The sequence below is a fragment of the Helicobacter trogontum genome (genome assembly GCF_000765905.2).
Taxonomy (GTDB): Bacteria; Campylobacterota; Campylobacteria; order Campylobacterales; family Helicobacteraceae; genus Helicobacter_A; species Helicobacter_A trogontum.
In genome coordinates, this window is the sequence record NZ_JRPL02000007.1 from 61,850 (window position 1) to 79,148 (window position 17,299).

General features: G+C 34.5%; 15 protein-coding genes. 11 read left to right on the forward strand and 4 right to left on the reverse strand.

From position 1 onward, the window contains the following. Window positions 1–346: 346 nt before the first annotated feature. Window positions 347–2,914 (reverse strand): bifunctional aconitate hydratase 2/2-methylisocitrate dehydratase, encoded by a 2,568-nt coding sequence (gene acnB / locus LS81_RS04415; protein ID WP_034346984.1) that lies wholly within the window; start codon window positions 2,912–2,914, stop codon window positions 347–349. Window positions 2,915–3,056: 142 nt separating this feature from the next. Here acnB and cysK point away from each other — a divergent pair, with 142 nt between their 5' ends. Both cysK and gdhA read left to right on the forward strand, forming a co-directional pair. Beyond that, window positions 3,057–3,980: a cysteine synthase A gene (gene cysK, locus LS81_RS04420; RefSeq protein ID WP_034344860.1), complete on the forward strand. Its 924-nt coding sequence runs from the start codon at window positions 3,057–3,059 to the stop codon at window positions 3,978–3,980. 954 nt (window positions 3,981–4,934) lie between these two features. Next, window positions 4,935–6,287, forward strand: a complete 1,353-nt coding sequence (gdhA, locus tag LS81_RS04425) for an NADP-specific glutamate dehydrogenase (RefSeq protein WP_034344857.1) — start codon at window positions 4,935–4,937, stop codon at window positions 6,285–6,287. A 523-nt stretch (window positions 6,288–6,810) separates the two neighbouring features. On the opposite strand, the gene LS81_RS04430 is transcribed toward gdhA, so the two are convergent. After that, on the reverse strand, window positions 6,811–8,490 hold the full coding sequence (locus LS81_RS04430) for a carboxynorspermidine decarboxylase (protein WP_233715888.1): 1,680 nt from the start codon (window positions 8,488–8,490) through the stop codon (window positions 6,811–6,813). Window positions 8,491–8,595: 105 nt separating this feature from the next. Further along, on the reverse strand, window positions 8,596–9,555 hold the full coding sequence (locus LS81_RS04435; protein WP_034344853.1) for a chemotaxis protein: 960 nt from the start codon (window positions 9,553–9,555) through the stop codon (window positions 8,596–8,598). A 327-nt stretch (window positions 9,556–9,882) separates the two neighbouring features. Between LS81_RS04435 and lepB the strand changes: the two genes are divergently transcribed. From lepB to LS81_RS04465, 6 genes are all read left to right on the forward strand, one after another. Further along, a complete protein-coding gene (lepB, locus tag LS81_RS04440; RefSeq protein WP_034344849.1) occupies window positions 9,883–10,797 on the forward strand; it encodes a signal peptidase I in 915 nt (304 codons plus the stop codon). A gap of 63 nt (window positions 10,798–10,860) precedes the next feature. Next, the gene (locus LS81_RS04445) at window positions 10,861–11,529 is read left to right on the forward strand and encodes a site-2 protease family protein (protein ID WP_034320168.1); all 669 of its coding nucleotides are present in this window, start codon (window positions 10,861–10,863) and stop codon (window positions 11,527–11,529) included. A 13-nt stretch (window positions 11,530–11,542) separates the two neighbouring features. Further along, window positions 11,543–11,980, forward strand: a complete 438-nt coding sequence (gene rpiB, locus LS81_RS04450; RefSeq protein ID WP_081955882.1) for a ribose 5-phosphate isomerase B — start codon at window positions 11,543–11,545, stop codon at window positions 11,978–11,980. Window positions 11,981–11,982: 2 nt separating this feature from the next. After that, window positions 11,983–12,321: a hypothetical protein gene (locus LS81_RS04455; RefSeq protein WP_034344843.1), complete on the forward strand. Its 339-nt coding sequence runs from the start codon at window positions 11,983–11,985 to the stop codon at window positions 12,319–12,321. A gap of 174 nt (window positions 12,322–12,495) precedes the next feature. Continuing rightward, on the forward strand, window positions 12,496–13,056 hold the full coding sequence (gene apt, locus LS81_RS04460) for an adenine phosphoribosyltransferase (RefSeq protein ID WP_034346981.1): 561 nt from the start codon (window positions 12,496–12,498) through the stop codon (window positions 13,054–13,056). 207 nt (window positions 13,057–13,263) lie between these two features. After that, window positions 13,264–13,563, forward strand: a complete 300-nt coding sequence (locus LS81_RS04465; RefSeq protein WP_034344841.1) for a YciI family protein — start codon at window positions 13,264–13,266, stop codon at window positions 13,561–13,563. A 547-nt stretch (window positions 13,564–14,110) separates the two neighbouring features. Here the strand turns inward: LS81_RS04465 and LS81_RS04470 are convergent. Then, window positions 14,111–15,091 (reverse strand): SEL1-like repeat protein, encoded by a 981-nt coding sequence (locus LS81_RS04470; RefSeq protein WP_034320156.1) that lies wholly within the window; start codon window positions 15,089–15,091, stop codon window positions 14,111–14,113. Window positions 15,092–15,254: 163 nt separating this feature from the next. Between LS81_RS04470 and LS81_RS04475 the strand changes: the two genes are divergently transcribed. The 3 genes from LS81_RS04475 (at window position 15,255) to LS81_RS04485 (ending at window position 17,295) form a co-directional block, all read left to right on the forward strand. After that, window positions 15,255–15,527: a metal-sensing transcriptional repressor gene (locus tag LS81_RS04475; RefSeq protein WP_034344838.1), complete on the forward strand. Its 273-nt coding sequence runs from the start codon at window positions 15,255–15,257 to the stop codon at window positions 15,525–15,527. A 188-nt stretch (window positions 15,528–15,715) separates the two neighbouring features. Then, window positions 15,716–16,060: a hypothetical protein gene (locus tag LS81_RS04480; protein WP_034344835.1), complete on the forward strand. Its 345-nt coding sequence runs from the start codon at window positions 15,716–15,718 to the stop codon at window positions 16,058–16,060. Between the two features lie 53 nt (window positions 16,061–16,113). Then, window positions 16,114–17,295 (forward strand): pyridoxal phosphate-dependent aminotransferase, encoded by a 1,182-nt coding sequence (locus LS81_RS04485; protein WP_034344832.1) that lies wholly within the window; start codon window positions 16,114–16,116, stop codon window positions 17,293–17,295. Window positions 17,296–17,299: the final 4 nt, after the last annotated feature.

Sequence of the window (17,299 nt, forward strand, 5' to 3'; positions counted from 1 at the left end):
CTTTTTTGTTTACATATACGTAAGCCTCACATTTGAGAAAAATATTTGATAGACACAATACAATTAAGAAAGTTTAATTTACATTGCTGCATGATAAGATAGAGCATGTGTGAAGTGTAATGTTGTATGTGTGAAAATCATTTCAACTAAACTTTGTAGAGATTCAACGCTGCATGTTGCAATGAGTATAATGCTCATCTTCTTCTATTGTGCTTTCTAGTTTTAAAGAGATTGTGCATTATTAATATAATTGATCAAAGAGTATTGTGGTTTAGAGGTTTCCAATAAAAAGGAGTGATAGAAACCTCCAAACCTAGATTGAGATATGAAGTAGCGTTACGTGATTTTACAAGGCAAAATCTTTTATTTTATCAAACTCTAGATATTTATATACATTGCTTGTATTGTTACCTAGTTTTTGTGGCACGATTTGAAGGTATTCTTCAAGTTTTGGTAGGCGTCCAAGCTTTGCACACACTGCTCCTAGCTCCGCACTTCCTAGATATACTTGCGCACCTTTACCCATGCGGTTATCAAAATTTCTTGTTGATGTAGAAAACACTACTGCATTATCTTTTACACGCGCCTGATTCCCCATACAAAGACTACAACCAGGCACTTCAATTCTAGCACCTGCTGCACCAAAGAGGGAGAAGTAACCTTCTTCGGTTAGCTGCTTAGAATCCATTTTGGTTGGTGGCACAAGCCAAGTTCTAGTGACGCTCTGCCCCTCATTCTTCATGATTTCACCAAATGCTCTAAAATGTCCAATATTTGTCATACAGCTACCAATGAAAACTTCATCGATATTTTTTGGACGCTTAGGATCTGCTAAAATCTCGCTTAAAGTAGCTACATCGTCTGGATCGTTTGGACATGCAAGAATAGGGTCTTTAATCTCACTTAAATCAATCTCAATGATCGCTGCATACTCAGCATCCTTATCAGCTTTTAATAAGACAGGATTATTAATCCATTCTCGCATTTTTTCTGCTCTTTTTCTTAAAGTTGTTGCATCTCCATAACCATCTTTTATCATAGCATTAATGAGTGCAATATTAGATTCTAAATACTCAATAATTGGTTCCTTATTAAGAGCAATAGTGCAAGCTGCCGCACTTCTTTCTGCACTTGCATCGCTTAACTCAAATGCTTGCTCTACTTTAATGTCTTCAAGTCCTTCGATTTCTAGAATCTTACCGCTAAAGATGTTCTTTTTATTTTGTTTTGGTACGGTTAAAAGTCCTTGTTTGATTGCATAATATGGGATAGCATTAACTAGGTCTCTTAGTGTAATACCTGGATTTAATTTACCTTTAAAACGCACTAGGACAGATTCTGGCATATTAAGTGGCATAGACCCTGTAACCGCGGCAAATGCGACAAGTCCGCTACCCGCAGGAAAACTTATACCAATAGGAAAACGTGTATGAGAATCTCCGCCTGTACCAACAGTGTCTGGCAAACAGAATCTATTTAACCAAGAGTGAATGACACCATCTTTTGGACGTAATGCAACGCCGCCACGACTTGTCATAAAATCTGGCAATGTAGCCTGTAAGCTCACATCGGCTGGTTTTGGATATGCTGCAGTGTGGCAAAAGCTTTGCATAACAAAATCTGCACTAAATTTAAGACTTGCTAGTTCTTTTACCTCATCGCGAGTCATCGCTCCTGTAGTATCTTGTGATCCAACTGTTGTTGCCTTTGGTTCACAATATTCACCCGGTCTCACTCCATTTTTACCACATGCGATACCTACCATTTTTTGTGCTAACGTGTAACCTTTTGTACTTGCTTGTGGCTTTTCTGCCTGTGCGAACACGCTAGATTCATCTAAACCTAAAAACTTCCTTGCTTTATTTGTCAAACCGCGCCCAATAATAAGAGGAATTCTCCCGCCTGCACGTATTTCATCAATGATAGTAGTAGGGCTTAAGCTAAAGGTGCTTACTACTTTAGAATCTTTCAAAATCTCGCCGCTATAAGGCTTTAGTGTAATCACATCACCTTCTTTCAAAGAATCTACATTAGCAATAATAGGCAAACAGCCGCTATCTTCACATGTAGCAAAGAAAATAGGAGCAATAATGCTACCAATAACAAAGCCACCACCTTTTTTGTTTGGCACATAAGGAATCTCATTACCAAAATGCCATACAATCGAGTTGCAAGCAGATTTACGGCTACTTCCTGTGCCTACTACATCACCCACATATACTACACTTGCATTATTGTCTCTTGCAATTTTTTTGATGTTTTCTATACGACTTTCATAATTTTCTACACGACTTTTCAACATTGCTTTAGCGTGCAGTGGAATATCACTGCGTGTAAAAGCATCACTTGCTGGGCTTAAGTCATCAGTATTTGTTTCGCCATCAATCTTGAGAACAACAAGCTTAATTTCTTCTTGCAATGTCGGCTTTGATAAAAACCATTCTGCATTTGCCCAAGATTCTATGATCTCTTTTGCAAGTGCATTTGATTTACTCATATTAGCAATAGTATCAAATGCATCGTATACTAAAAGTGTATTTTTGAGTGCATTTGCCGCCTCTTTTGCAACTGCATTATCATTAGATTCTACAAGTTTAACAAGATAGGGAACATTATAACCGCCAAGCATTGTGCCAAGTAGTTTTGCAGCCTCTATTTTGTCAATTACACTACACTTTTCTTCACCATTTGCAATCTTGCCTAAAAATTCTGCTTTAAGCTTTGCAGAATCATCAACACCTGGATTGATGCGATTGACAAGCAAATCTTTGCAAAATGTCTTATTGGTATCATTGCTGCCTTTTAGAATCTCAATTACCTGCTGTGTTTGTGTAACCGTTAGGGCTAGTGGTGGTATACCCTCCTTACTTCTATCTGCAACATTTTTTTCATATTCTTTCACAAAATTTTCCATACTCATTAATAGCCTCCTTAAATAAATCAACGCCTAACAACATTTGCATGAGCAACTATTATTAACTTTAAGTTGCTACAATATTAGCACATAACATTGGGAATTATGTGGTTATACAATCACTACAAGTGGAGTTTTTATCATGATAGCACAAAATGTAACAGAACTTATTGGCAAGACGCCAGTTATAAAGCTAAATAAGCTTTCTCAGAAGTTTGGGGCGAATATATTCGGTAAATGTGAATTTATGAATCCTAATAGTTCGATTAAAGACAGAGTTGCTGTGGCAATGATTTTTGACGGTATGAAGCAAGGTAGAATAACGCAAAATACTACTATCGTGGAAGCGACAAGTGGCAATACGGGTGTTGGTTTAGCAGGTGTGTGTGCGTCTCTTGGTTTGCGACTTATTATTGTTATGCCAAGTTCAATGAGCGTTGAGAGACGAAAGATTATGGCAGCACTTGGTGCAAAGATAGAGCTTACTGCACCAGAGAAGGGTATGAAAGGTGCACTAGAACGTGCAGAAGAACTGCGTAATACTTATAAAAATTCTTTAAGTCTTAGTCAATTTGATAATCAAGCAAACGTAATAATCCATAAAGAAACTACTGCACAAGAGATTTTAGAATCTTTTAAGGACACTCCTATTGATATATTTGTTGCTGGTGTTGGTACTGGTGGTAGCCTTACTGGTGTTGGTGGTGTCTTAAAAGAGAAATATAAAGATATACATATAGTGGCTGTGGAGCCTGCGAGTTCTCCTGTGCTAAGTGGCGGTGTCCCTGCACCACATAAGATTCAGGGTATCGGAGCAGGGTTTGTGCCATCAATCCTTAATACAAAAATTTTCAATGAAGTGCTGCAAGTGACTAATGAAGAGGCGTTTGGTATGGCACGTACAATTGCCTCAAAAGAAGGTTTGCTTGTTGGTATCTCAAGTGGGGCAAATGTGTATGCAGCAAAGATATTAGCAAAAAAATATCCAAATGCAAATATTCTTACTATGTTAAATGATACAGGTGAGCGTTATCTTTCAACAGAACTATTTGAGGGCACAGAGTGAGCGAGAAGCTTGAGTTGCAGCCGAGGTTTATAAAAGGACTTGAATAAAATCATAATTTAGTCTTTTGATATGCAGATATGAATATTATGTAAGTGTAGAGTAGGCATGCAAAATTTTGTTTGCTATGCAAAATTATAAAAGATGTGGCTTATTTTGCAGGGTTGATTTCATCTTTTGTCTTGCAAGAATCTAATAAATGGTATCCGTGTCTTCCATAGAGTCGATAGAAGTCCTCTTTTTTTGTAGAATTATGGATATAACCAAAGATTTGAGCTTGTTTAACATAATATGATATTTGTTGAGTTCTGATTACATTAAGCTTCTAGATTATTTAATAGTAGTATAGTAGTGTGATGCTACAACAACCGCAGTGATAATCAAATGTTTCTGAAATTGATATAATTTAATATATTCATTAGAATTTGAATAATAAAAAGCATATCGCATTTCCTACTACTAATTTTAGCAAAACTCAACCCTTGACTACCATTAATAAATTGCAATAATATCTGAATATGTTTTATTGTTATTGTAGAGATGTGAAATTGTACGGTGGAGTAAAATCTTAGAATCATTTTATACAAGCTTGATACTATATTAATAATATAAATACACAATATGGAAAGATATTATATTTATATACAGAGATATTCACTATCCAATACAATTTTTTGAAGATTAAACTTAATAAAAAATATGTGAATATTTCTATAAATATTTTATTATAAATTATATTAAAAACAGATTGTGAAAAAACTTCACATTTCTACATATATTAGTAATTCAAATACATTATTATTAATTTGTAAGTATTTTAATAACTTTATGTAATGGGTATTTCAATATTTTATATAATAAATTTTATATGAAAACTTTAATTTTAGTTTTTTTTAAGCTTTGGAATCCTATAATGAAAAAGCCTTAGGCATATTTTTACTAAATGAAGGAGATAACATGTCATACGCAAGTAATGTTCTTAGTAAATTAAAAGAACAGTATCCTTCACAGATACTTTTTCATCAAGCTGTGGAGGAAGTTTTTGAGTGCCTTGAACCAGCACTTCAAAAAGATAAAAGATATGAAAATTACTCTATACTCGAGCGTCTGATTATCCCTGATAGAGAAATTCACTTTCGTGTAAGTTGGGTGGATGATAATGGGAAAATTCAGACAAATCGCGGTTATCGCATTGAGTTTAACTCGGCTATTGGACCATATAAAGGTGGGTTAAGATTTCATCCAAGTGTAAATGAGGGTGTGATTAAATTCTTGGGATTTGAACAAATTTTTAAAAATTCTCTTACAACTCTTGCAATGGGTGGTGGTAAAGGCGGAAGCGACTTTGATCCAAAAGGTAAGAGTGATGGCGAAATTATGCGTTTTTGTCAAAGTTTTATGAATGAGTTATATCGCCATATTGGTGCCACAACTGACGTTCCTGCGGGAGATATTGGCGTTGGTGGAAGAGAGATAGGCTATCTTTTTGGACAATATAGAAAACTTACTAATCGTTTTGATGGGGTGCTTACAGGTAAGGCTATTGCATGGGGTGGAAGCCTTGTGAGGACAGAGGCAACTGGATATGGCTGTGTGTATTTTGCAGAAGAAATGTTAAAAGCACGTGGTGAGAGCTTGGAAGGTAAGATCTGTAGCGTATCTGGAGCTGGAAATGTGGCGATTTATACAATTGAAAAGCTTTACCAACTTGGGGCAAAACCTGTAACAGCGAGCGATTCTCAAGGTATGATTTATGATAAAGATGGTATTGATTTGGCTCTCTTGAAAGAACTCAAAGAGGTAAAACGCGTTTCTCTTGCTGAATATGCAAAAGAGAGAAAACAAGCAGTTTATACAAAAGTAAGTGATTATCCAAAAGGTAGCAATCCGATATGGGCAGTGCCTTGTTTTGCTGCATTCCCAAGTGCAACACAAAATGAGCTTAATGGTAACGATGCTAAAACGCTTCTTGCCAATGGTTGTAAATGTGTTAGTGAAGGTGCAAATATGCCTTCAGATCTTGATGCAGCACATCAATTTATTAATGCTAAGATTTGTTATGGACCAGGTAAAGCTGCAAATGCTGGTGGTGTGGCAGTTAGTGGGCTGGAAATGGCACAAAATGCAAGCATGAATCCATGGAGTTTTGAGGTTGTAGATAAGCGACTACATAACATTATGGAAAGTATTTTTGTGAATTCAAGTGAGACTGCAAAAGAGTTTGGCGATCCTACGAATCTTGTGCTTGGTGCAAACATTGCAGGATTTAGAAAAGTTGCTGGTGCCATGATTGATCAAGGTGTGATCTAGCTTTAATCTATAGATTTTCTTCAGATATCTAAGAGTCTCTTATTTTAAGAATCTGCAATATAGAATAATATGAAAATGCAGATTCTTATTCTTCTCTTTCGTTTTCCTTTCTATAAAGTCTAAAACTTTTTTGCAACTATAATAAGTTGCAAATCAATATATGTGAAGGAATGAGATGATGATTTACTATCAATAATTTAAGCCTTTTGCAATAGTTCTTAATATATCTCTCTATAATTTCTCCATAGGTTTTTTAAATATGGAATCTATTTGTTGCACTTATGCGATTGGGTAATAAGATATTGTTAAATTTTTAATGTAAATCATAAAGATAGTTTAAGATAGTATTTTTTGCAAGGCAGGCTGCAAAAAAGAACGCACATTCTTTTAACTTGATTTAAAAATAGAGGCTAAGATTTAGGAAGTATAGAAAGGACTTATAGCAACATAGCTTTAGTCTAATTAAACATAAGTTCTATATTCTAAATATCATGTTGTATTTCATAGAATCTCTTATGCTAGTTTAATTACGTTCTTTAAAATCTGTATAGCTAAATTGCTTCAATAGTCTAAATTTGGCATCCTCTAAGACACCAAGATTAGGCAACTCTACGCCATTAAATGTCGTATTTTTCACAATGGTATAATGTATCATATCAATAAATGCTATTTTATCACCAATTTTTAATGGAGTATTAAAACTATAATCACCGATTACATCGCCTGCAAGGCAAGTTGGTCCACCAAAACGATAGCAATATTTCCCTTCAGTTTCTCCCTTATCAATTTCGATTTCTGCATTTCCTTGAGAATCTTTTGTAATCTTATAGCACTCTGGACGATAGGGCATTTCAAGGCAATCTGGCATGTGACAACTTGCACTTATATCAAGTATGGCTACCATACCTTCATTTTCAATAATATCCACAACCTCGCCAATTAGATCTCCTGTTTGCCAACCTACTGCTTCTCCAGGCTCTAGCATAACTTGAATGTTGTTGTATCTTGCCTTGAAGTCCTCAATGAGATTTACAAGCAAAGCACAATCATAATCACTTCTTGTGATATGGTGACCACCACCAAAATTCACCCATTTGCAATGTGCAATATAATCTCCAAAATGTTGTATAACGTGCGGTAATGTCCGTTGCAATGCACTGGAATCTTGCTCACAATGTGTGTGAAAATGTAAACCACTAAAATGTGTTTTAAAAAATGAAAATGTGTCTGTGTAGCCATATTTTTCGGCAAGTCTTTCCAAATCTCTATGAAAAACATCAGGTATAATACCTAGTCGGCTCTTGGGGATACATGGATTATAAATAGGGGGGCTTACCTCACTATATAAAGGGTTAATGCGAAGTCCGACATGAATTTGTGGAATCTCATCTGGAATATCAAAGCACACAATCTTATTTCTTTTGCATGTCAGCAATATATCATATATTTTTTTAAGAGAATTATTTTGTGCGTCTATAAGAGGTTTGAATCGCTCCCATTGCCCTAAAGAATTAAATATAATATGTGTCGCGTAGGGCAGTATATTTTGCATTTGGTTTTCTTTGTAGGCTGGTGCAAATACACATATTTCTTTGCGTATAAACAGATTGAAAAAAGCATATGGAATGATCTTGCATAGCTCTTGCCAATTATTCTCTTCTTTTAAAATATTATCTAAATCATTTAAAATGGATTGGGATAATGCATTTGATTGTATATCATCTTGCTTTATAGAGGAGGTTTGTTTGATAGAGGTATAGAAAGCATTGCTGAGATCCTCTACATTGTATTGTGATGTCTGTATATCACCTATGTATGGTAATAGTATCTTAATTGCTTCCCTCGTATTTACATCTTGTTCCAACAAGGGTGTAGCAATGCTATCAAATGCCAAAAGTGTTTCATTAACGCCACTGCAAGTAGCCCCTTGCAGTTTTGTGCGAACTGCTTCAAACACTCTCCAAAAACTATAACCCTTTAATGCGACTAAGATATGTGCTCCAGACTTTTCTGCTATATTTTGCAATAAGGTAATATTTGCATTTAAAGAATCTTTACACAATACATAACTTGGTGTTGGAATATTAAACGCTAAATTTGTGCCTTTTAGATTCTGTTGCAACATAATCTTATTATCTAAAAAGTCTCTATGCCATGATGGTATAACGTTTTCTTGTTGTATTGCTTGTTCTTGTGTTTGCATTATTGATCCCCAAATATAAGAAAGCTTTTGTGTTGAAAAGCTGTGATTATTATTTATTGTTATGCGCCCAGTATCTTACAAAAAGAGGTGACAAGCATATCATAACTAGCACAACATCAACTCTCGCACCGCTTTTTCAATCTCGACAGGATTAGATTTTGATATGAATTCATCTGCATCAAGTGATAATGCCATCTCTTCGTTGCTCGTGCCGCTCATTGAAGAATTTACAACAATAGGTATATGTTTTGATACCGCATTCGATTTTACTTGTTTAATCACTTCAAAACCACTTGCTTCGGGCATTTCTAGATCGGTGATGATAAGCCCAATTTCTGAAATGTCAGTATCTGGGCTAAATAAATAATCAAGTAATTTTTGCCCATTAATAAAATCGATATGGACGACACCTAACCTATTGAGAATAGTTTGCATAGTTTTTAGCACACTTGGACTATCGTCTGCAAGTAATATCTTTTTTGTTGTAACAACTTGACTAATACTCTCCATTTCTTTGTTTTTTTCCTCTTCAATCCATGGGAATACGTCAAGAAGCATTTTTTCAATATCAACAACCTGCACTAACTTGCCATCATAATACCTTGTACGTGAGACAAGTTTGCCATTGCCCCCACTGCTACCCCCAACACCCGCACTTTGTTCTATTTCTGTCCATTTTTTATTTAAGATTCGATCCGCCTCATAGATACGTACCCCAATCGTCCATCTTGAGAACTCACATATCATCACGATGTCATCTTCACCTTTTTGTCTTGGTACGGCATAATTACGCAGATTCTTTGTAGGCATTGCAGGATCATAAAAAAACCATTTACGCATATCAATGAGCGGTATTGTGAGTTCACGTATTGTAATAAGTCCTTCTACAAGAGAATTTGGCTCATGACTTACAATAGTAATGGCTCCATTGTATTTCACGACTTCCCTTATCTTAAACACATTAACCGCATATAAATCTTTTCCTTTTTCCAAACGGAAGCAAAGTAGCTGTAATTCATTATTTTTATGCAAACTAGTTACTTGATCGATATTTGACATTGCCATATTTAAGCCTTTAATAGATAAAATTGCATAATCGTGTAAAATCATAGCATATTTATTCTAACCAATATATTGTTTTATTTATTGCATGTACTAAATTTGTAGTATAAAATACCGAGCAAGTATTGTTGTTTATGGAATCTCTATAGTACCTCTATTTCTCATTCAATGCGATTGTGTTTGGTGTTAATAAAGCCTTATTGAAGATTAGAGTTTCAAACCAGGAATAACCTTAAGACAAAGAGAAAGTATAAATATTAAGTATTTGATAGTAGAATTTCACTTTTGTTGTAATTCTCTAAAACTTTTCAAATTATTCAAGGGCGTATTATGAAGTTTTTAAAATTGATTGGTAATTTTGTGTCAAGTTGGACTGGGGCGATTGTCATTGTATTGTGTTTGGTATTTTTTGTGGCACAAGGTTTTATTATCCCTAGCCGTTCAATGGTTGGATCACTTCATGAAGGCGATATGATGTTTGTAAAAAAATATTCCTATGGAATCACAATACCAAAGATCCCATGGCTTGAAATCCCAATCTTACCAGATTTTCATGGCAATAGACATATAATCGAGGGGGATAGACCTAAAAGAGGTGATATAGTCGTATTTAATCCACCTGGAGATGACAAAACATATTATGTAAAAAGAAATTTTGCTGTAGGTGGAGATAAGGTTGTATTCGCAAAGGATGGTATGTATTTGCGACCATTTGAGGGTGATTCATATATTGATACGCATTTTAAAGACTATGAGACAAGAGAGTTCTTTAATGAAAGGTATGTAAAAGAGCCTTATGCGAAAGAATACATTGGGATTCATTATGGAGAAAAAGATTATAAAACAATACCTTTTCAGAGTTATGATTTGATGTATCATCGTGCACGCATAGGTGGGACAAATAATGCGTTACCAAATGGTAATGGTGTAGCCATGGAGCTTATATATGAAGGTGGCGAAGAGGTTTTTTATAAAGAAATTAATAGTGATTCTTTTTTTATGGTTGGGGATAATCGCGATAATAGCGAGGATTCTAGATTTTGGGGTGTGGTTGATTATAGTCGTATCGTAGGGCAGCCATGGTTTACTTATTTTAGCATTACTCTGACTGATAGCGTGGAATCAGAGGCAAGTGAACCCATCAATCGCTACAAAGTGCGTTGGCAGAGAATGTTTAAAGGTATAGAATCTTTGCAAAAAGAGGCACAGAAATTTGAGGGTGAAGTCAGACCTTACGATTTATAAATATGAATGTATATATTAGCTGTATCGTGATTGACAGGTTTAGAGTATTTCAAGGATTGAAAAATGGACGATTTAGACATCGCTGAAGTTGTAGTAACTATTAGTTGTTACATCGTTGCATTATTGTTTTCTGCTGTTGGCAGGGAGATTCTATCAGGTTTAATGGCGTTACGTTATGGCGATGAAACACCGCGAGAATCTAATCGAGTGACACTCAATCCTTTAAAACATGTTGATATACTTGGCACTTTTGTTATCCCACTTACACTAATTATTTTAGGAGCAAATTTTATATTTGGATATGCCAAACCTATGCCAATCAATTACGAGAATATTAGAGAAAGAACAGGTTATAAAGGTTGCCTTTATGTTGCATTATCTGGGACATTTTTTAATTTTCTTATTGCATTGTGTTGTGTGGTAATCTTGAGATTTGGTATAGAATTAAATCTTATGCAAAATGGTGATTTTACTGTGCAGTTCTTTTTTATCCTTTTGCAAGTCAATATTATGTTGGCTATCTTTAATTTGCTGCCTATTCCACCGCTAAATGGTGCTTTGATACTAGCATATATAGGACTTTATTTCCAAAACAGCTTCTTTGCGAGATTGTATAATAATGTTGAAAAATATGGTATGATTTTAATCATTATCATTTTATTGTTTCCACCAACAAATGAGGCAATATTATTGGTTATGAAAAATACACTCTTATTCTTTTTGAAACTTTAATAAAAGGAACATGATGATATTTATAGCAAGTGATCATGCAGGGTTAAATATAAAGCGAGTTGCAACAAAATATTGTAAAGAACATAATATTGAATTTAAAGATTTAGGTGTGCACGTTAGCGATAGTGTAGATTATCCGGATATGGCAGAAACTTTATGCCAAGAGATGCTAAAAGATATAGATAATAGCATTGGTATATTGATTTGTGGCAGTGGAATTGGAATGAGTATTGCTGCTAATAGACATCGTGCTATTCGTGCTGCCCTGTGCTTTGATCCTTATACGGCTGCGGTTGCAAGAAAGCACAACAATGCAAATGTTCTATGTTTAGGAGAGAGAGTTATAGGTGCTGGCGTTGCTGAAGCTGTCATAGAAGTGTTTCTAAATGAGGCGTTTGAAGGCGATAGGCACATAATAAGGGTTGAAAAACTCACAAACATAAAGGATTGAAAATGAGCGAAGTAGCTGCTTGGTTTGGATTAACTATCTTTATCCTCTTTGTTTTATTTATGGTGGTGGTGGCTTTTTACTACAAAAGTATAGCACAAAAAGAGCGAAAAGAATCTTCACATATGAAATACACTCTTGTGGAAACAGAAGTTTTAATACAAAAGCACCAACTCTCATTGCAAAGGGCGTTAGGTAATATTGATATATTAACAAAAGAACTTAATTCATTGAAAAGTGAAGTCAAGACACTAAAGCAAAGAAATTCGCAATATCGTATAGAAACAGATAATTATAAAAGCCGCATTAAGGATTTAGAACAAAAGATAGAAGCACTCTTGTAGTGTTCTGAAATCTTTTAGACTTTTTGAAGGATTTGTGTGATGTTTTTTAGATTAAATTTTACAAAGGGGGCGAGTATGGTGAGGAAGAAACCCAATGAGATTGAAAAACCTATCAATGCGTTTAGTGAAGAAGACTTGATATTGGAAGATTCTGCAAATCATACTGAAGTTAAAATGGCAAAACACAAACCGACATTGCGTGAAGAAATCGAGAAAGCAATCACTGATGTGCCAGATTTTCCAAAGAAAGGAATTTTATTTAAAGATATTACAACATTTTTACATAATGGAAAGCTTTTTCATGAGTATATACAAATGTTGGTACACAGATATCAAGCTTATAAGGTAGAATATGTAATTGGGATTGAGGCAAGAGGTTTTATGATTGCTTCTGCATTGGCATTTGCACTAAATGCAGGTTTTGTTCCAATTAGAAAAAAGGGAAAATTACCTGGCAATGTGCTTTCGCAAACTTACTCACTTGAGTATGGTAAAGATTCTGTGGAGATAAAAGAAAACGCATTTGCTGGATTAAAGGGAGTTAATGTTATTCTTATTGACGACTTGATAGCTACAGGTGGTACAGCCAATGCAGCTTTAAATCTTATCTCAAAGCTTGAGGCAAAATGTATTGAGTTGTGTTGTCTTGTTAATCTCCTTGAATTCGCAGAAAATAAAGAAAGAAAGGAAATAGAGTCTAAAACACATATTTTTTCACTTATTGATATTGAATAATAAGCATGTGATAGAATAGAGATTCTTGATAGTATTAGAATTCCATAAGACACAAGGTGTGAGTTTCTATAATTTTGCATTCATATACATGAGTTAGTCTTATGTGGGTTTTGCTAATGTAGACTTAGAAATATATAAAAGAGTGGGGGTTTCAAAAACATTGATTGTCGTGTTCGTTATGCATATGATTTAAAGAAAGGAATATTGATGAATAAGTTATTTGTTTGCAAAGTAAATTATACAAAACCTTTTAGTCAAGTTGAGCAATTTTTAGCAGAACATAGAGCATATCTCAAATTGGGTTATGATTCTAATGTGCTTCTAGCTTCAGGTCCTAGGAATCCAAAAGATGGTGGGCTTATTATAGGTCGATTTTGTGATAGGGATTCTGTGCTTGATTTTGCCAAAAAAGATCCATTCTGCATTAATAATGTTGCTGAATATGAGATTATTGAATTTGAAGCTGTGCTGTATTCTAAGGTCTTAGATGATTTTTTTAAAGCTTAGTTTTTATGGAATTTATACATTTTGTTTGCGGACAGTGAGACAGATTGAAGATATATTGCATGTATTATGAAGATAATGCAACAAAAGATTAAGTTTATACTTGGTTGCGTGTTGATAATGAAATAATAGATATTAGAATCTCGCGCATCAATATTTTATCTTAAAAAATTGTTTTACAAATTAAGATATGTATTGTATATATTGGTAGTATATAATTGAGCTGTGTTTGTATAGACTTAGATCTATAAATTTGCTTAAATTGCTTCAATGCTTCTTATAAAAGCTATACAAAACTGCTTAATACAATATATTCTAAAGGCTTTTGTTTGCAAATATTTGTTTAGATATCTCTTTATAGGGTTGTGCAGGGAGTTTTTACTATAATTTTTCATATTTTGTAATTACTTAAACCTAAAAGCTAGTGTGTGTTGCTTGTGCTTGTTTTATTATTTATATGCATACATATAAAGGTTTATAACTAAGACAAATTTTAGATATCATGCCCCCAATATAATAACTTGATTGATAGATTGCATATTCGACAATGTTAATGTATATTACATGATTTTTTATCCCCAAACTTACAGGCTTTATTGAAATATTCATCTGCTATCTGTTTGTCGCGACGCACACCTGTGCCATCATAATACATTGCACCGAGATTGTAACATGCGCTAGAATGTCCCATATTGCATGATTTTGTATAAAGCCCTAATGCTTTTGGATAATCAATACTTACGCCATCACCCTTATTATACATAATCCCCAAACTATAACAAGCCTTAATATGATGCATGTCACATGCTTTAGTGTATAATCTAATTGCTTCTGAATAACTTTGTTCTACCCCATAGCCATAGTCAAACAAGATTCCAAGATTATAGCATGCTCCAGCCCTATTGTCTGCACATACCTTTGTGAAAAAATCTCTGGCTTTATTGTAATCTTTTGCAATACCCTCACCCTTTGCATACATAACTCCGAGATTATCACAAGCATCATCATGCCCATATTCACATGCTTTTGCATACAGATCAGCTGCTTTCTCGTAGTTTCCATCTCCACCTTTACCATAAAAATAAAGATTTCCTAAGCTATAGCAGCCCTCTGCTTTTTTACCATCACATGACTTTATATATAAATCACGTGCCTTTTTTTCATTTTTTTCTACACCCAAACCACCCATATATAAAAAGCCAAGATTAAGGCATGCAGAAGCATGTTCAGCACTACAAGCTTGTGTATATAACTCAGAGGCTTGTTTGTAGTCTTGTGATACGCCTTGTCCTTCTTGGTATAGCACTCCCAGGTTATAGCAAGCATTCATCTCCTTGGCATTACACGCTTTACGCCAAAATTCCTGTGCTTTTGTGTAATCTTGCGCTACACCATCAGCCACATAATACATATCGCCAAGCATGGAGCAGGCTGTCATATTGCCTTTATTGCAATGCTTAGTAATATTAGAGATATCCGCAGCGAATACCACTTGACACAATAACAATAATATATTACTAGTTTTTTTCATATTATTCTCCAAGCGAATTCCGCTCAAATCAAACAGAAGATTCTGATAAACATATGATTCATAATATTTATATAGAAAAATTGCGATTACGCAAATAAAATATTATAATAGCATAAAATAAAGTGCATAGCTTAAAGATTTAAGATTGATTGTAAGGATTTTAATGGAGAAAGAAAACGCAAAAAATATACACAGGAGATTAAAAAAAATCTCAGGTCAATTAAATGCAATCGATAAAATGGTTGATGATGAGGTGGCGTGTGTGGATATTTTAATACAAATCAATGCTGCTAAAAGCGCATTACATAAAGTTGGGCAAATTGTATTAGAGGGGCATGTAACGCATTGTATGAAAGATGCTATAAAGCATGGAGATTCTGATAAAAGTCTTGATGAATTGGCAAAAGCCATAGAGCATTTCTCGCGTATGTCTTAGTAGTGCATGGTGGTAATTATGAGGTTAGAATCTTTTATCATCAACTTAGAGTGGAGATCTTCAAATTCAAGGTGGTATTTGAGTTGTGTTGCAAGTAATATCTTGTAAATATGAAATATAGTAATGTGAAGTTGAAATAAATATGATTTTATAGATTGTCTAGCAAATAAATTTTAAGGATTGTTACCATGAATATGGGATTTACACTTGAAGGTGAATTGCAAGGAAGAAAGCTTAGTCTTACGTGTACAGGTGTTATTAAAGATTATGAATCCTTCAAGGCGTTTAAAGCAGACTTATTTGACATTGTAGGTGTGAGTGAAATAGAGCATCTAAGGGAGAAGTCATTTGATGAATTGGAAGTGAAATTTGCAGATTCTCACCCATTGCCTGATTGTCTTGTAGGCTTCTTTTTAAAGCTATCAGAAAGGGATAAAATAGCAGTGAGCTTAATGACAAACGAAAATAAAATGTTAAGTTTTTTCATTTCGCTATTTCTAGATGATAAATTAAACGTGCGTTTATATTTGTAATTGAAAATATTTTGATACTATTCTGTATCTTTTAATATCAAGAAGGAGTTGTAATGCAACAATATTCTAAGAGGATCTTAAGCCTTAGCGAATCTGCGACAATTGCAGTAGCAAGTCTAGCAAGAAAGCTACAAGCAGAAGGTAAAGATGTGTTGAGTTTTAGTGCAGGGGAACCTGATTTTGATACACCTCAAGTGATCAAAGATGAAGCAATAAGGGCGCTAAATTGTGGTTTTACAAAATATACTGCTGTTGCAGGCATACCAGAGCTTTTAAAAGCAATTTCACAAAAGTTAAAAAGAGATAACAATTTAGATTATGATCCAAAAGAGATCATTGTAAGTAATGGTGCAAAGCAATCGCTGTTTAATGCATTTCAAGCTATTATTGATGATGGTGATGAGGTATTAATCCCAACTCCATATTGGGTAACTTACCCCGAGTTGGTTACATATAGCGGTGGAAAACCCGTATTCATTGAGACAAAAGAAGAATATGGTTTTAAAGCAAGGGGGATTGATTTTGAAAGAGCAATCACACCAAGAACTAAAGCCATAGTGCTTACAAGTCCGTCTAACCCAACAGGTATGATTTATACAAAAGAAGAGTTAGAGTCAGTGATTGAAGTGGCTTTGAAACATAATCTTTGGATTATCAGTGATGAAATGTATGAGAAGTTGGTGTATGATGGTGCTTTCACAAGCATTGCATCACTCAATGATTCTATTATGCAAAAAACAATTACTATTAACGGATTAAGCAAATCTGTAGCTATGACTGGCTGGCGTATGGGTTATGCAGCGTGTAAAGACCAAAAGCTAATTAAACTTATGGATAATTTACAAAGCCAATGCACTTCAAATATCAATTCTATTACGCAAAGGGCTTCAATTGTAGCTCTTAATGGTAGTGCAGATTCTGAGATTGAATCAATGCGAGAAGCATTTAAAGAGCGTAGAGATGTTGCATGTAAATTAATTGATGAAATACCAGGTATTAGCGTTGTAAAGCCCGATGGAGCATTTTATCTCTTCATAAATATAAACAATGTAAAAGGCTATAATGGTAATAGTATGGAGTTCTGCAAAGCTTTGCTTGAGAAAGTTGGCGTTGCATTAGTGCCAGGAAGTGCATTTGGTATGGATGGTTTTGTTCGTATGAGTTTTGCATGTGATTTGGCACAGATTAAAGAGGGCTTTGTGCGTATTAATAAATTTGTTCGAGGTGAGTGTTAGTTTA

Bases quoted from the DNA above. Each gene is read 5' to 3' on its own strand.
- acnB (WP_034346984.1), bottom strand. From the start codon at position 2,914: ATGGAAAATTTTGTGAAAGAATATGAAAAAAATGTTGCAGATAGAAGT.
- cysK (WP_034344860.1), top strand. From the start codon at position 3,057: ATGATAGCACAAAATGTAACAGAACTTATTGGCAAGACGCCAGTTATA.
- gdhA (WP_034344857.1), top strand. From the start codon at position 4,935: ATGTCATACGCAAGTAATGTTCTTAGTAAATTAAAAGAACAGTATCCT.
- LS81_RS04430 (WP_233715888.1), bottom strand. From the start codon at position 8,490: ATGCAAACACAAGAACAAGCAATACAACAAGAAAACGTTATACCATCA.
- LS81_RS04435 (WP_034344853.1), bottom strand. From the start codon at position 9,555: ATGGCAATGTCAAATATCGATCAAGTAACTAGTTTGCATAAAAATAAT.
- lepB (WP_034344849.1), top strand. From the start codon at position 9,883: ATGAAGTTTTTAAAATTGATTGGTAATTTTGTGTCAAGTTGGACTGGG.
- LS81_RS04445 (WP_034320168.1), top strand. From the start codon at position 10,861: ATGGACGATTTAGACATCGCTGAAGTTGTAGTAACTATTAGTTGTTAC.
- rpiB (WP_081955882.1), top strand. From the start codon at position 11,543: ATGATATTTATAGCAAGTGATCATGCAGGGTTAAATATAAAGCGAGTT.
- LS81_RS04455 (WP_034344843.1), top strand. From the start codon at position 11,983: ATGAGCGAAGTAGCTGCTTGGTTTGGATTAACTATCTTTATCCTCTTT.
- apt (WP_034346981.1), top strand. From the start codon at position 12,496: ATGGCAAAACACAAACCGACATTGCGTGAAGAAATCGAGAAAGCAATC.
- LS81_RS04465 (WP_034344841.1), top strand. From the start codon at position 13,264: ATGAATAAGTTATTTGTTTGCAAAGTAAATTATACAAAACCTTTTAGT.
- LS81_RS04470 (WP_034320156.1), bottom strand. From the start codon at position 15,091: ATGAAAAAAACTAGTAATATATTATTGTTATTGTGTCAAGTGGTATTC.
- LS81_RS04475 (WP_034344838.1), top strand. From the start codon at position 15,255: ATGGAGAAAGAAAACGCAAAAAATATACACAGGAGATTAAAAAAAATC.
- LS81_RS04480 (WP_034344835.1), top strand. From the start codon at position 15,716: ATGAATATGGGATTTACACTTGAAGGTGAATTGCAAGGAAGAAAGCTT.
- LS81_RS04485 (WP_034344832.1), top strand. From the start codon at position 16,114: ATGCAACAATATTCTAAGAGGATCTTAAGCCTTAGCGAATCTGCGACA.